General features: G+C 55.1%; 14 protein-coding genes. 9 read left to right on the top strand and 5 right to left on the bottom strand.

Annotated features, from left to right (window positions below; genetic code table 11):
• The first annotated feature begins 52 nt into the window (after nucleotides 1-52).
• Genes gcvA through rlmM form a run of 3 tightly spaced genes read left to right on the top strand, consistent with a single transcriptional unit; the run spans nucleotide 53 to nucleotide 2,498 of the window.
• Nucleotides 53-970: a glycine cleavage system transcriptional regulator GcvA gene (gcvA, locus tag KW829_RS13555; RefSeq protein WP_010435102.1), complete on the top strand. Its 918-nt coding sequence runs from the start codon at nucleotides 53-55 to the stop codon at nucleotides 968-970.
• 39 nt (nucleotides 971-1,009) lie between these two features.
• Nucleotides 1,010-1,405: a DUF423 domain-containing protein gene (locus KW829_RS13560; RefSeq protein ID WP_010435099.1), complete on the top strand. Its 396-nt coding sequence runs from the start codon at nucleotides 1,010-1,012 to the stop codon at nucleotides 1,403-1,405.
• On the top strand, nucleotides 1,398-2,498 hold the full coding sequence (rlmM, locus tag KW829_RS13565; RefSeq protein ID WP_010435097.1) for a 23S rRNA (cytidine(2498)-2'-O)-methyltransferase RlmM: 1,101 nt from the start codon (nucleotides 1,398-1,400) through the stop codon (nucleotides 2,496-2,498). Before KW829_RS13560 ends, rlmM begins: the two co-directional genes overlap by 8 nt.
• A 475-nt stretch (nucleotides 2,499-2,973) precedes the next feature.
• Here the strand turns inward: rlmM and xni are convergent, their stop codons facing one another.
• The 5 genes from xni to queF form a co-directional block, all read right to left on the bottom strand.
• Nucleotides 2,974-3,732, bottom strand: coding sequence for a flap endonuclease Xni (xni, locus tag KW829_RS13570; protein ID WP_089601168.1), 759 nt, complete (start codon nucleotides 3,730-3,732; stop codon nucleotides 2,974-2,976).
• Nucleotides 3,733-3,844: 112 nt separating this feature from the next.
• Nucleotides 3,845-5,212, bottom strand: coding sequence for an L-serine ammonia-lyase (locus tag KW829_RS13575; protein ID WP_089601170.1), 1,368 nt, complete (start codon nucleotides 5,210-5,212; stop codon nucleotides 3,845-3,847).
• A 63-nt stretch (nucleotides 5,213-5,275) separates the two neighbouring features.
• Nucleotides 5,276-6,565: an HAAAP family serine/threonine permease gene (locus KW829_RS13580; RefSeq protein ID WP_218308406.1), complete on the bottom strand. Its 1,290-nt coding sequence runs from the start codon at nucleotides 6,563-6,565 to the stop codon at nucleotides 5,276-5,278.
• 513 nt (nucleotides 6,566-7,078) lie between these two features.
• Nucleotides 7,079-8,443, bottom strand: a complete 1,365-nt coding sequence (ppnN, locus tag KW829_RS13585) for a nucleotide 5'-monophosphate nucleosidase PpnN (RefSeq protein ID WP_100166313.1) — start codon at nucleotides 8,441-8,443, stop codon at nucleotides 7,079-7,081.
• 116 nt (nucleotides 8,444-8,559) lie between these two features.
• Nucleotides 8,560-9,402, bottom strand: coding sequence for an NADPH-dependent 7-cyano-7-deazaguanine reductase QueF (gene queF / locus KW829_RS13590; RefSeq protein WP_010434663.1), 843 nt, complete (start codon nucleotides 9,400-9,402; stop codon nucleotides 8,560-8,562).
• 69 nt (nucleotides 9,403-9,471) lie between these two features.
• Between queF and syd the strand changes: the two genes are divergently transcribed.
• The 6 genes from syd (at nucleotide 9,472) to KW829_RS13620 (ending at nucleotide 15,250) form a co-directional block, all read left to right on the top strand.
• A complete protein-coding gene (syd, locus tag KW829_RS13595) occupies nucleotides 9,472-10,017 on the top strand; it encodes a SecY-interacting protein (RefSeq protein ID WP_010434653.1) in 546 nt (181 codons plus the stop codon).
• Nucleotides 10,018-10,649: 632 nt separating this feature from the next.
• Entirely contained in the window at nucleotides 10,650-10,979 is a 330-nt protein-coding gene (locus KW829_RS13600; protein WP_089601302.1) for a YqcC family protein, read from the top strand.
• Nucleotides 10,976-11,761, top strand: a complete 786-nt coding sequence (truC, locus tag KW829_RS13605) for a tRNA pseudouridine(65) synthase TruC (RefSeq protein WP_218308407.1) — start codon at nucleotides 10,976-10,978, stop codon at nucleotides 11,759-11,761. Before KW829_RS13600 ends, truC begins: the two co-directional genes overlap by 4 nt.
• A gap of 15 nt (nucleotides 11,762-11,776) precedes the next feature.
• The gene (locus KW829_RS13610; RefSeq protein ID WP_010434637.1) at nucleotides 11,777-12,226 is read left to right on the top strand and encodes a flavodoxin; all 450 of its coding nucleotides are present in this window, start codon (nucleotides 11,777-11,779) and stop codon (nucleotides 12,224-12,226) included.
• 328 nt (nucleotides 12,227-12,554) lie between these two features.
• Entirely contained in the window at nucleotides 12,555-13,910 is a 1,356-nt protein-coding gene (gene gudP / locus KW829_RS13615) for a galactarate/glucarate/glycerate transporter GudP (RefSeq protein WP_089601178.1), read from the top strand.
• Nucleotides 13,910-15,250, top strand: a complete 1,341-nt coding sequence (locus KW829_RS13620) for an enolase C-terminal domain-like protein (protein ID WP_010434631.1) — start codon at nucleotides 13,910-13,912, stop codon at nucleotides 15,248-15,250. Before gudP ends, KW829_RS13620 begins: the two co-directional genes overlap by 1 nt.
• Nucleotides 15,251-15,264 lie beyond the last annotated feature (14 nt).

A 15,264-nucleotide genomic window follows, 5' to 3' on the forward strand; every position in this document is an offset into this window, starting at 1 on the left:
TAAACGTTGTTTCCTATATGTTAAATCTTGTTAACATCTAAGCCAGATAACCATGTCGAAGCGATTGCCACCTCTTAATGCATTACGTGTTTTTGATGCAGCAGCACGTCACCTGAGTTTCACCCGCGCAGCAGATGAGCTTTTTGTGACTCAGGCCGCAGTAAGTCATCAAATCAAGTCCCTGGAGGATTTTCTGGGGCTTAAGCTGTTCCGTCGACGCAACCGCTCCTTGCTTCTTACAGAAGAAGGCCAGAGCTATTTTCAGGATATTAAAGAGATTTTTTCCCAACTGACGGAAGCCACGCGGAAACTGCAGGCCAGGAGTGCCAAAGGCGCGCTGACGGTCAGTTTATTGCCCAGTTTTGCCATTCAGTGGCTGGTGCCAAGACTCTCAAGCTTTAACTCAGCTTATCCGGGAATCGACGTCCGAATCCAGGCCGTGGATCGTCAGGAAGATAAACTGGCTGACGATGTGGATGTCGCTATTTTTTATGGCCGCGGCAACTGGCCGGGCTTGCGTGTTGAAAAATTATACGCAGAATATCTGCTGCCTGTTTGTTCGCCGCTGCTGCTGACAGGCGACAAGGCGCTGAAAACGCCCGCTGATTTGGCGCAACATACGCTTTTGCATGATGCTTCTCGCCGTGACTGGCAAACTTATACCCGCCAATTAGGTCTTAACCATATAAATGTGCAGCAGGGACCCATTTTTAGCCACAGCGCGATGGTGTTACAGGCTGCTATTCACGGGCAGGGCGTCGCGTTGGCGAACAACGTGATGGCACAGTCCGAAATTGAGGCTGGCCGTCTGGTCTGCCCGTTTAATGATGTTCTGGTCAGCAAGAATGCGTTTTATCTGGTTTGTCATGACAGTCAGGCAGAACTGGGTAAAATAGCCGCCTTCCGACAGTGGATCCTGTCTAAAGCGGCAAACGAGCAAGAAAAATTCCGCTTCAGGTATGAACAATAACTTTTGTGTGCTGTGCACGCATCACTTTAGGACTGAAACATGACCAGCCGATTCATGCTGATTTTTGCCGCGGTGAGTGGCTTTATTTTTGTGGCACTGGGTGCTTTTGGCGCGCATGTGTTAAGCAAAACTTTAGGGGTGGTAGAGATGGGCTGGATCCAGACCGGCCTCGAATATCAGGCGTTTCACACCCTGGCAATCTTTGGGCTGGCGGTGGCAATGCAGCGCCGCATCAGCATCTGGTTTTACTGGAGTAGCGTGTTTATGGCGCTGGGTACCGTGCTGTTCAGCGGTAGCCTGTACTGCCTTGCGCTCTCTCATTTGCGCCTGTGGGCGTTTGTTACTCCTGTCGGCGGCGTCAGCTTCCTGGCGGGATGGGTATTAATGTTTATCGGAGCTATCCGTCTGAAACGCAAGGGCGTTGTTCATGAATAAGGTTGTTTTATATTGTCGCCCGGGGTTTGAGAAAGAGTGCGCCGCGGAAATTACGGATAAAGCTGCGAAGCGCGAAGTCTTCGGTTTTGCTCGCGTAAAAGAGAACGCGGGTTATGTGATATTCGAATGTTATCAGCCTGAAGACGCCGACAAGCTGGCACGTGAGCTGCCGTTTAGCTCGCTGATCTTCGCGCGTCAGATGTTTGTCGCGGGCGAGCTGCTGAAAGATCTGCCGCCGGAAGACCGCATCACGCCGATTGTCGGCATGCTGCAGGGCGTGGTGGAGAAGGGGGGCGATCTGCGCGTTGAGGTTGCCGATACCAACGAAAGCAAAGAGCTGATGAAGTTCTGCCGCAAATTTACCGTGCCGCTGCGTGCGGCGCTGCGTGACGCGGGCGTGCTGACGAACTACGAAACGCCGAAGCGTCCGGTGGTGCATATCTTCTTTATCGCCCCTGGCTGCTGCTATACCGGCTATTCCTATACCACCAACAACTCGCCCTTCTTTATGGGCATCCCGCGTTTGCGCTTCCCGTCCGATGCGCCGAGCCGTTCCACGCTCAAGCTGGAAGAGGCGTTCCACGTCTTTATCCCGGCGGATGAGTGGGATGAGCGTCTGGCAAACGGCATGTACGCCGTCGACCTTGGCGCGTGCCCGGGCGGCTGGACCTATCAACTGGTGAAACGCAATATGTGGGTTTCGTCTGTCGATAACGGCCCAATGGCGCAAAGCCTGATGGATACCGGACAGGTCACCTGGCTGCGTGAAGACGGTTTCCGCTACCGTCCAACCCGCAACAACATCTCCTGGATGGTGTGTGATATGGTTGAGAAACCGGCGAAAGTGGCCGCGCTGATGGCCTCCTGGCTGGTGAACGGCTGGTGTCGTGAGACAATCTTCAACCTTAAGCTGCCGATGAAAAAGCGCTACGAGGAAGTCTCTCAGAATCTGGCGTACATTCAGGAGCAGATGGATGAACACGGTATTAACGTGGAGATTCAGGCGCGTCAGCTGTATCACGACCGTGAAGAAGTGACGGTGCATATTCGTCGCTGGTGGGCTGCGGTCGGCGGACGTCGCGATGAGCGATAGTCTCCTCACCCTAACCCTCTCCCCATAGGTTGAGGGATCCCCACAAAATAACGCCGGCAAAGACGACTCCCTCTCCCTTGAGGGAGAGGGCGGGGGTGAGGGGGAACATACGACTGTGGAGGTTATTCCGTTCACTTTATGTTCCTCGCTACTCTGTAACGACATAACCTGTGAACGTGCCATGGCGGCTCAATCGCCGCCGCCCTGGCGACCCGGGCTCCCGGCGGTAAATCGCCGCTACGCGGTACCTTCGGCTTATTCCTTCCGGCTTATCGGGGACGGGCGGAGGTAACGTCCGTGTAAAGCCCGCCCTCTCGGCGCATCCCTGCGCCTCGCCCCGGCCTCCAGGAAACGCCTCAGCGATTTACAGCCGGATCAGGGCGTCGCTGTAAGTCATTAATTATCCTGAAACAACATTCATCGCTTCCGGTTAAAAGATTACTGGGGATTCCTCAGCCCCACTGGGGAGAGGGAACTAGCTGCGTTCTAACCGCAACTGCTGTAAATTCCCGTCCAGCTGTAAATCCGTCTGTAGCGTTGCGATTTCCCGGCAGATAAACGCCATCTCTTTATGCGCCTCCAGCTTCTTGCGCCACTTTTCCGGTACCTCATCCAGACGGGCGTAAATCCCTTCCAGACTTTGAAAATCCGTTAGCAGCTGCGCGGCGCTTTTCGGCCCAATACCGGCAACACCCGGAACCTTAGAGCTGCTGATGCCTGCCAGCCCCCAGTAATCCGGCAGTTGCTCAGGCGAGACGCCGAACTCACCGGCAATAAACGGCGCGTCCAGCCAGCGTTTTTGAAAATAGTCGCGAATGCGGACAGTCGGCGATAGCAGCTGACAGTAGCCTTTGTCAGTTGAAACGATAGTGGCCTGATGCCCGGCGCTCGCTACCTTTACGGCCAGGGTGGCCGCGAGATCGTCGGCTTCATTTCCGTGAGCGCCCCAGCAGGGGACGCCGCGCTGTTCAAATGCCGCGCGTATCATGGGTAACTCTGCATGAAGATCGTCCGGCATCGGCGCGCGTCCGGCTTTGTAGTCGGGCAGACGCTGGTGTCGCCAGCCCGTGTTGCGGGCTTCGTCATCAAATACCGCGACCGCGTGGGTAGGTTCACTGTGGCGGATAAGCTGTTCCAGCGCGTGCAGGCAAGTGTCCTTACAGGGCGTGCCCTGTACCGCATGGATACGGCGAATCAGGTTGAGTGCATCGACGATAAGTAAATGAACGGCCACAGATAATCTCCCTTCTATCTAATGCGTGAAGGGTAACACTGTCAGCAGCATGAAACTATGAATGGTGGGGAAAACAGGAAGAAGCCTCGCAAAACGAGGCTTCCTGAGAGGCTTAATCGCAGGTCACGATCTTCATCGCCAGGCCACCGCGTGAGGTCTCGCGGTATTTGGCGTTCATATCTTTACCCGTTTCGTACATGGTTTCGATAACTTTATCGAGGCAGACGCGCGGTTCGCTGGTGCGGCGCAGCGCCATACGTGCCGCGTTCACCGCCTTCACGGAGGCAATCGCGTTACGTTCGATGCACGGTACCTGCACCTGTCCGGCGACCGGGTCGCAGGTCAGCCCCAGGTTATGCTCCATGCCGATTTCAGCCGCAATGCACACCTGCGCCGGGCTTGCGCCCAGCAGTTCAGCCAGACCCGCCGCCGCCATGGAGCAGGCTACGCCGACTTCACCCTGACAGCCCACTTCCGCACCGGAAATGGAGGCGTTCATTTTATACAGTGAGCCAATTGCGCTGGTGACCAGCATATAGCGCGCCAGTGAGTTTGCGTTCACTTCGCGGATAAACTTGTCGTAGTACGCCAGCACCGCCGGAACGATACCGCACGCACCGTTGGTTGGTGCGGTAACAACGCGGCCGCCCGCGGCGTTCTCTTCGTTTACCGCCAGCGCGAACATGTTGATCCAGTCCACCACCGCCATCGGGTCAGTCGTGGTTTTGTCGGTGCTCACCAGCATACGACGCAGCGCTGCCGCACGGCGCGGTACGCGCAGTTTACCCGGCAGGACGCCTTCCGTGGTGATCCCGCGCTCGATACCGCCGCGCATCACGTCCCAGACGTTTGCAAAGTGCTGTTCCAGCTCTTCTTTGCTGTGCAGCGCCAGTTCGTTTTTCATCATCAGGCCGGAAAGGGAGAGGCCTGTCTCCTGGCAGTGACGCTGCAAATCCGCCGCGTTTTTATACGGATAAGGCACGTCAACAGCGGAAGTGTTGGTTTGACCAAAGTGGTCTTCGTCGACAATAAAACCGCCGCCGATAGAGTAATACGTCTGGCTGTATACCGCTTTGTCGCCCGCCAGCGCGGTAATGCGCATGCCGTTTTCGTGCAGCGACAGGTTGTCCGCATGGAAATTCATGCAGTGGTCAACCGGGAATTCAACCTCATGCTCGCCGTTCGCCAGCAGCAGGCGACCGTGGGTGTTTACGTCCTGGATGAAGCCAGGGATCGCATCAATATCAACGGTATCCGGCAGGTTACCCGCCAGGCCCATGATAATGGCGATATCGGTATGGTGGCCTTTACCGGTCAGGGAAAGGGAACCGTATACATCGACGACCACGCGGGTGATGTCGTGCAAGATGCCGCGTGCAATCAAGTCATCCGTGAATTGTTTACCGGCTTTCATTGGTCCGACGGTGTGAGAGCTGGAAGGACCAATACCGATTTTGAAAATATCGAATACGCTAATCATGATGCGTCCATTGCTATCAGTCAGAGGGGAGGAGTGCGCCGCCCGAGGACGGCGCTGGAGATATTAGCTGAACAGCGAGAAGAAAATGGCGGAGATGGCAATCAGGCCCATAATCACAACGAATACGTTGCTGATATGGCCGCTGTATTTACGCATCGCAGGGACTTTCTGAATCGCGTACATCGGCATAAGGAACAGAATCATCGCGATAACCGGGCCGCCCAGGGTTTCAATCATGCCCAGGATGCTTGGGTTCAGGGTCGCTACCGCCCAGGTGGTGAGCAGCATGAACAGTGCAGTGATTTTGTTCAGCTTGTTGATTTCAATGCTCTTGCCTTTACCGCGCAGAGATTTAATCACCATACCGTTGAAGCCTTCACGCGCGCCCAGATAGTGGCCCAGGAAGGATTTGGTGATAGCGATAATCGCGATGATTGGCGCCATCCAGGCAATGACCGGTGCGTTAAAGTGGTTCGCCAGGTAAGACAGAATAGAGATGTTCTGCTCTTTCGCTGCCGCCAGATCCACCGGGGAGAGGCTCAGTACGCAACTGAAGACGAAGAACATCACGGTCAGTACCATCATCACGTGAGCGCGAGCCAGGATGCTGGAGCACTTCTTCTCTGCGCCATTGCCGTATTCTTCGCGCTTCGCTACTGCGAAGGAGGAGATGATTGGCGAGTGGTTGAAGGAGAACACCATGACCGGAATGGCCAGCCACAGGGTCATCAGCAGGCCGTTACCGGTTGCGGATGCGCTGCTCAGGGACAGGGTTTCCAGCGCGGCACCGTTCCACTGCGGGATCAGGTAGCAGGCCAGTACCATCAGAGCAATAACGAACGGGAAGACCAGTACGCTCATTGCTTTTACAATCATCTGCTCACCGAAGCGCACGATGGTCATCATGCCGACGATCAGGATCAGAGACAGAATGGCGCGCGGTGGCGGCGTCATCTGCAACTGGTGCGTCATGAAGCTTTCAACGGTGTTAGTGATCGCCACGCTGTAAACCAGCAGAATTGGGTAAATCGCGAAGAAGTAGAGCAGGGTAATCAGTTTACCCGCGCCGACGCCAAAGTGCTCTTCAACCACTTCAGTGATGTCTTCGCCCGGGTTTTTACCGGACAGCACGAAGCGGGTCAGGCCGCGGTGTGCAAAGAAGGTCATCGGGAAAGCGATGATAGCCATGATGATCAGCGGGATCAGACCGCCGACGCCTGCGTTGATAGGAAGGAACAGTACACCAGCGCCGATTGCTGTGCCGTAAAGGCCAAGCATCCACATGGTATCCGTTTTGCGCCAACCACTTCGGGAATCAATCGAAGCAACGGTGCTGGTTTGAGTGGTTTCCATCTGTATCTCCTGGAGGAAGCAAATTGTCAGGTTTTTAGTCAAATCCGATGAAAAAGTGCCTGACGGTAATATGAAATTCGTTCAGTGACGGTTTTTTAATAATTTTCACCCGTAACTATTGGCGGGCGGAAAGATACATTTTCGTTATGAATCCTTCAGTGATCCTGATCCCAATTGCAATAATCCACTCTCTATGTGGGCATGTTTAGACCATTTATCTGTCAAAAAAACGTCAAAGAGAATTTACGGGCGCGAAGGCTACCATTAACGACATGTAGCTTGAAAGGCTGGCCCGCGAGTTAGGAGGGTTACGCTGTAAAGAAATGGGTTTTTAGGATTTTCTGGCAGGTAATTTAGATTAAGGCTGATATTTTACGGTTCCGAAAACGAGGTAATCGTTTGCGTATGGGGGAAAGATATAAATAACATAAATGATGTCTATGAATTGCATCAGTAATAAAAAAGCCGGACCCTGATGAACAGGATCCGGCTTTAAAAGCGCAGGTTTAAATCTTATTTGATGATTTCGTAGCAAGGAATATAGGCCGAGCCCGGCAGCTTCATGCGGTGCTGTGCGACAAAGCCCTGCAGCATGTCATCCATGCGACGCATCATCTCCGGGTCACCGTGGATCTTATACGGCCCAAATTCTTCAATGGCGCGGATCCCCACCTCTTTCACGTTACCCGCCACAATGCCGGAGAAGGCGCGGCGCAGATCGGCGGCCAGCACTTCCACTGGCTGATCGGGATAGAGCTTCAGGTTCGCCATATTTTCATGCGAAGGTTCAAACGGGATCTGCAGATCCGGCGCGATGCGGATTGACCAGTTAAAGCTGTAAGCATCCCCGGTATCACGACGGTTCTCTTTCACCAGCGGCATTGCTTTCTTCATCTGGCGAGCCACTTCTGCGGCATCGTCAATGATGATGCGATAGTGACGACGCGCGGCTTCACCCAACGTGTGCACGATAAATTCGTCCAGTACGCGGAAGTAGTCTGCGCTCTCTTTCGGCCCGGTCAGGATCAGCGGCAGAACCTGATCTTTGTTGGCCGGGTTCATCAGAATACCCAGCAGATAAAGCAGCTCTTCCGCCGTGCCCACGCCGCCCGGGAAGATGATAATGCCGTGAGCGATACGGACAAACGCCTCAAGACGTTTCTCGATATCCGGCATGATAATCAATTCGTTAACCAGCGGGTTAGGCGGCTCAGCCGCGATGATGGACGGCTCGGTCATACCGATAAAACGTCCTTCTTTATAGCGCTGCTGCGCGTGTCCCACTGCGGCACCTTTCATTGGCGCTTCCATCGCGCCCGGACCACAGCCGGTACAGATATTCAGTTCGCGCAGGCCAAGCTGGGTGCCCACCCGACGTGCATACAGGTATTCGGTCTCGTTAATGGAGTGACCGCCCCAGCAGACGACCATGTTCGGTGCTTCGCCCACGTGCAGAGCACGGGCGTTACGCAGAATCGAGAACACCAGGTTGGTGATATGGACCGAGCTTTCCAGGTCGAGATGCTGGAAACGGCCAGCGTTGTGGATCTGCCCGTTCACGAACAGAATGTCGCGCAGCACGGCAAACAGGTTGGCCTGCAGAGAGCGAATAATGCGCCCGTCGACAAAGGCGTCTTCCGGCGGGTTGATGACTTCAAGCTTCACGCCACGCTCGCGGCGCAGCACGTTGATATCAAAGCTTTCGAAGCGAGACAGCAGCTCTTTACTGTTGTCGGTCAGGCTTCCGGAGTTCAGTACGGCAAGTGAACAGTTACGAAACAGTTGATAGAGATCGCTACTGGCCGTGCGTTTAAGCATGTCCACTTCCAGCTGCGACAACATATCCATTGAGCCAAGCGGGCTAATATGTGTAATCAAGTGAGCTCCTTACGGGACGATTATCGTCTTTCCCTGTTGATTACAATAGCCCTGGCGCGTGACGTTTCACAACCTAAAGCGCGGAAGATACCGCGCATATTGTGAAAATATTTATATTATTGACGCACCAGACGGCCCGTTGCAGGCACAAAATCGGTGTTGGTACGCCACGGGTTGATGTCCAGTCCACCACGGCGGGTGTAGCGCGCATAAACGCTCAGCTTTTCTGGCTGGCAGAAACGCATAATGTCGTTAAAAATGCGCTCCACGCACTGCTCGTGGAATTCGTTGTGATGGCGGAACGACACCAGGTAGCGCAGCAATTTTTCCCGGTCGATTTTCGGCCCGCGATACTGGATCTGCACCGAGCCCCAGTCTGGCTGGTGAGTGATCAGACAGTTGGACTTCAGCAGATGGCTCACCAGTGTCTCTTCAACCACCTTTCCGCTCGCCGCGTTTTCGAGGTAGTCGGTACTGAACTCATAGCTTTCAACTTCAATGTCCTGATCGTCAATGCAGGCACCGTTAAAGTGGGCGATAGGCTGCCCTTCCAGCTCATTCAGGCGATACAGCGATACGGCAACGTTTCCTTGCGCACAGGCGCGTAAATCCCGCTCCAGCGTAGCCTGGACGTCTTCCCAGCTGTTGAATGTTGTCTGGTTAAAACTGTTGAGATAAAGCTTGAAGCTTTTCGACTCGACAAGGTTAACGCTGGCGTAGTCCAGTTCCACATGGCCGACGGCCACCTGCGGCAGCCCGCGCGCGTTAAGCCAGGAGAGTTCGTACAGCGTCCAGATGTCGCCGCCGACAAACGGCAGCGCGTCCGCGTGTAACCCAAGCGGGTCGCGGTTCAGGCTGCGGGGCACGCCCTGCAGAAGGCTTGCATCGTAGGTGTCGCGGTAATCGGTCGATTTACCCAGCGTTAAGCCGGTTAACGCCTGATGATTTTCGTAAGACATGTTTCATAGCCACTTTACAGGTACACTTATGGCCTGAGTTTATCCTGTCTTACAAGAAGAGAGAAATCGGTGGATATCGAAACTGCAAATGCCCTGACGACCTTTACGACCCGCTATTGCGATGCATGGCATGAAAAACAGGGGACGTGGCCGCAAAGCGCTGATTTATATGGCGTACCCTCGCCGTGCATTATCTCTTCGCTCGACGATTACGTTATCTGGCAGCCGAAACCCTTTACAGGCGAGCAAAATGTAAATGCGGTTGAACGGGCAATGGACATTGTGGTACAACCAGCGGTTCACGCGTTTTATACCGCGCAGTTTGCAGGGGATATGCCTGCGCGCTTTGCCGATATTCCGCTGACGCTGTTGCAGACCTGGAGCGAAGACGATCTGCAGCGTGTACAGGAAAACCTGATTGGTCACCTGGTCACGCAAAAGCGCCTTAAGCTTTCTCCGACGCTCTTTATTGCCACGCTGGACAGCGAACTGGATGTTATCTCCGTCTGCAACCTGTCCGGTGAAGTGGTTAAAGAGACAATCGGTACCCGCAATCGCGAGACTCTCGCCCCCTCTCTTGCGGATTTCCTCACCCAACTTGAGCCACTTCTGTAATCCATGATGCTACGGCGCGTGTGAGAGATCTCTTACAAGGTTTGTGAGAGATCGCTGGATCATTCAGTATTACCTCATTTAGTTAAGATTAATATTACGCTGTTTTTCAATGGATTACTTGTTCATCGTATCGTTATTAGGGATTTCTGACGTCTTACTGCGCTCACGGGGTGGGTTGTAAGACGAAGCGGAATAGCGGATTCTATCTCCGTCGACAGGAAGCCGACACGAGAAACGAACATCAGGATGATGGCGTTTCTTACTCAGGACTCGTCAGGATGGCGCTGCAGGAAGGCTTCAGGATGAAGCAAATTGGATCGCGCAGGATGCGTAAAGGACACCTCCAGGAAGGAGAACGAGAGCCGGTCAGGATGGTCGGTGGGTCAGGACGGCCAGGACGTTTCAGGATGAAACAATCACGTCAGGATGATGTGAGCAGGATGCGAAAGGTAGACGGATGACCGGGCCTTCGGGCTTCAGGAAAAGTTGTCACGGATGAGCAGGGAGCACGAATTGTAGCTGGAATGCTGCGGAACGAACCGGGAGCACTGTTTTTACAGTGCTCCCTTTTTTTATTTCTGCGTTCTGCAATGCTATGCTGCGCGCCGTTCAGTTTTTCAGTTGAGGTGACTATGACGCAACACGATAGCGTTCGTGCCCAGTTGCACGCCATCGAAGCACTTTTGCGCCAACATCAGCTGTGGCAGGAGATCGCGCCGCAGCCAGAAGCATTCGCAAGTACCCAGCCATTCTGCCTGGATAAGCTGGCTCCCTTTGAGTGGCTGCAATGGGTATTAATTCCGCGCATGCACGCTCTGCTGGACGGTGGTCATCCGCTGCCGCAGGCATTTGCTGTCTCTCCCTATTATGAAATGGCGCTGGAAGCGACCCATCCCGCCCGCGAGGTTATGCTGGTTGAGTTAGAACGCCTAGATGCGCTCTTTGCCGGTGACGATGCATGACGCTTGAGATCCTCTATCAGGATGAGTGGCTGGTGGCAGTCAACAAGCCGTCAGGCTGGCTGGTGCACCGCAGCTGGCTCGATCGCGATGAAAAAGTGGTGGTGATGCAGACCGTTCGCGACCAGATTGGTCAGCATGTATTTACCGTCCATCGTCTGGACCGTCCAACCTCCGGCGTACTGCTGATGGGGCTTTCCAGCGAGGCGGGACGTCTGCTTTCGCAGCAGTTTGAACAGCATCAGATGCAAAAGCGCTACCATGCGATTGTGCGCGGCTGGCTGACGGAAGCCGCCACGCTCGATTATCCGCTGGTGGAAGAACTGGATAAAATCGCCGATAAATTTGCCCGTGATGATAAAGGTCCGCAGCCAGCGGTGACGGATTATCGTGGCATGGCGACGACCGAAATGCCGGTGGCGACCAGTAAGTTTCCGACCACACGCTACAGCCTGGTTGAGCTTTTGCCTAAAACCGGGCGCAAGCACCAGCTTCGCCGCCACCTTGCGCATCTGCGCCATCCGATTATTGGCGACAGCAAGCACGGTGATTTGCGCCAGAACCGCAGCGCGGCCGAGCATTTTGGCTGTCATCGCCTGATGCTGCACGCCAGCGAGCTGAGCCTGACGCACCCGTTCACCGGCGAACCGCTGACTATCCGCGCGGGGCTGGACGACGTCTGGATGCAGGCGCTGTCACAATTTGGCTGGCTGGGGCAACTCCCCGAAAATGAAAGGGTTGAGTTTGTATCAGGCAACGTTCAGGATGAACAGCAAGCGCAATAATTAAGGGAGCAAAGCATGGCTGAAGTAGGCATTTTTGTCGGCACAATGTACGGCAACTCGCTGCTGGTAGCGGAAGAAGCTGAGGCAATACTCGCCAGCCAGGGCCATAAAGCCACGGTCTATGAAGACCCGGAACTGGCAGACTGGGAAAAGTATCAAGATAAATACATTCTGGTGGTGACCTCCACGACCGGGCAGGGCGATCTGCCGGACAGCATCGTGCCGCTGTTCCAGGGCATTAAAGACCAGCTTGGCTATCAGCCGAACGTGCACTACGGCATCATTGCCCTGGGCGACAGCTCTTACGCCAACTTCTGTGGCGGCGGTAAACAGTTCGATGCCCTTTTGCAGGAGCAGAGCGCCCAGCGCGTCGGCGAGATGCTGCTGATTGACGCAGGCGAACACCCGGAGCCAGAAAGCGAATCAAACCCGTGGGTTGAGCACTGGGCAACGCTGCTTAACTAGTTTTATAGTTTGTTGGCCGGGTCAGGTGAAGCCGCCACCCGGCAACAAAGCCGCCCGAAAACCTCAATTCCGTGAACCATCTTCCACTGCTTTGGGCTTATGCCCCAAACCACGTCTCACTCCCCCTTCAATGTTGTGTCGATGCACGGTGAGGAAGAGCGCCACTCCTTCATATACTTTTCCCGTCAGTTACCCAATAAGGCAGCGCTTCACCATAAAACGGCCTTCAGCCGTACCAAAACTGCCGAACACTTATCTCTCATTCTGATTACCCTACAGGTGCTGTACAGAATGAACCAGGCGAAAGCTATGATTCAGGAGTGCAACTATGAGTTCATTAAGCCAGGCGGCGAGCAGCGCAGAGAAGCGCACTAACGCTCGCTACTGGATAGTGGTGATGCTGTTTATCGTCACATCCTTCAACTACGGTGACCGCGCCACGCTGTCGATTGCTGGTTCTGAGATGGCAAAAGATATCGGACTTGATCCGGTCGGCATGGGTTACGTTTTCTCGGCGTTTTCATGGGCCTATGTCATCGGCCAAATTCCTGGCGGCTGGCTGCTTGACCGCTTTGGCTCAAAACGGGTCTATTTCTGGTCCATCTTTATCTGGTCGATGTTTACCCTGCTGCAGGGGTTCGTCGATATCTTCAGCGGCTTCGGCATTATCGTTGCGCTCTTCACGCTGCGCTTCCTGGTTGGCTTAGCGGAAGCGCCTTCCTTCCCGGGGAACAGCCGCATTGTCGCAGCCTGGTTCCCGGCACAGGAGAGGGGAACCGCGGTCGCGATTTTCAACTCCGCACAATACTTCGCCACGGTGATCTTCGCGCCAATCATGGGCTGGCTGACGCATGAGGTGGGCTGGTCACACGTCTTCTTCTTCATGGGTGGGCTTGGGATCGTCATCAGCTTTATCTGGCTGAAAGTGATCCATGAACCCAATCAACACCCGGGCGTGAACAAGAAGGAGCTGGAGTACATCGCAGAGGGCGGGGCGCTGATCAACATGGATCAGAAATCCGCAAAAGCAAAAGTTCCGTTCAGCCAGAAATGGGCGCAGATCAAACAGCTCGTTGGCTCGCGCATGATGATCGGTATCTATCTGGGCCAGTACTGCATCAACGCCTTAACCTACTTCTTCATCACCTGGTTCCCGGTTTACCTGGTACAGGCGCGCGGTATGTCGATTCTGAAAGCGGGGTTTGTTGCCTCGATCCCGGCCATCTGCGGCTTCGTGGGCGGCGTGCTCGGCGGGGTGATTTCCGACTGGCTGATGCGCCGCACCGGCTCTCTCAATATCGCGCGTAAAACGCCTATCGTGCTCGGGATGCTGCTCTCCATGACCATGGTGTTCTGTAACTACGTGAGCGCTGAGTGGATGATTATCGGCTTTATGGCGATGGCCTTCTTCGGCAAAGGCATTGGCGCGCTGGGCTGGGCGGTGATGGCGGATACGGCACCGAAGGAGATCAGCGGCCTGAGCGGCGGTCTGTTCAATATGTTCGGCAATATTTCGGGGATTGTTACGCCAATCGCTATCGGCTACATCGTCGGCACCACCGGCTCCTTTAACGGTGCGCTGATTTACGTAGGGGTGCATGCGCTGGTGGCGGTGCTGAGTTACCTGGTGCTGGTCGGCGATATCAAACGCGTCGAACTTAAACCTGTAGGGGAGCGTGGATGATGACAACGCAATCAAGCCCTGTCGTCACTGAGATGAAGGTCATCCCGGTGGCCGGACAGGACAGCATGCTGCTCAATATTGGCGGCGCGCATAACGCCTGGTTTACCCGCAATATCGTAGTACTAACCGACAGCGCGGGGAATACCGGCGTTGGCGAAGCGCCGGGCGGAGAGGTGATTTACCAGACGCTGGTTGATGCCATTCCACAGGTGGAGGGCCAGGAAGTGGCCCGTCTGAACAAAGTGGTTCAGCGGGTGCATAAGGGTAACCAGTCTGCTGACTTTGATACCTTCGGAAAAGGTGCCTGGACGTTTGAACTGCGCGTCAACGCGGTTGCCGCGCTGGAAGCCGCTCTGCTCGATTTGCTCGGTAAGGCGCTGAATGTCCCGGTCTGCGAACTGCTGGGCCCAGGCAAACAGCGCGATGCGGTAACGGTGCTGGGCTACCTGTTCTACGTAGGCGACCGTAATAAAACCGATCTGCCTTATCTGGACCGTTCGCCGGGCAACCATGAGTGGTATCACCTGCGCCATCAGGAGGCGCTGACCGGCGAGGCGGTGGTGCGTCTGGCGGAAGCCGCACAGGACCGCTACGGCTTTAAGGATTTCAAACTGAAAGGCGGTGTGCTGCCCGGCGAGCAGGAAATTGAAACTGCCCGCGCGCTGAAAAAGCGTTTCCCCGATGCGCGGATCACCGTGGATCCGAACGGTGCATGGTTACTGGATGAAGCCATCTCGCTGTGTAAAGGTCTGGGCGATGTACTGACCTACGCGGAAGATCCGTGCGGTGCCGAACAGGGTTTCTCTGGTCGGGAAGTGATGGCCGAGTTCCGACGCGCCACCGGGCTGCCGGTCGCCACTAACATGATCGCCACCAACTGGCGTGAAATGGGCCATGCGGTCATGCTCAATTCGGTGGATATTCCGCTGGCTGACCCGCACTTCTGGACGCTGTCCGGTGCGGTGCGCGTGGCGCAGCTGTGCGACGACTGGGGGCTGACCTGGGGCTGTCACTCCAACAACCATTTCGACATTTCGCTGGCGATGTTTACCCACGTTGGCGCGGCGGCGCCGGGTAACCCGACCGCCATCGACACCCACTGGATTTGGCAGGAGGGGGAAGCCCGACTGACGAAAAATCCGCTGGAGATCAAAAACGGCAGCATTGCCGTACCGGATGCGCCGGGGCTGGGCGTGGAGCTTGACTGGGATCAGATCCACAAAGCGCACGAGGCGTATAAGAGGTTACCAGGCGGCGCGCGTAACGACGCGGGCCCGATGCAGTACCTGATCCCCGGCTGGACATTTGACCGTAAGCGCCCTGTTTTTGGACGTCACTGATAAAAGGATTGAAC

It is taken from the genome of Enterobacter sp. ENT02 (genome assembly GCF_019219165.1).
In the GTDB taxonomy this organism is placed as follows: Bacteria; Pseudomonadota; Gammaproteobacteria; order Enterobacterales; family Enterobacteriaceae; genus Enterobacter; species Enterobacter mori.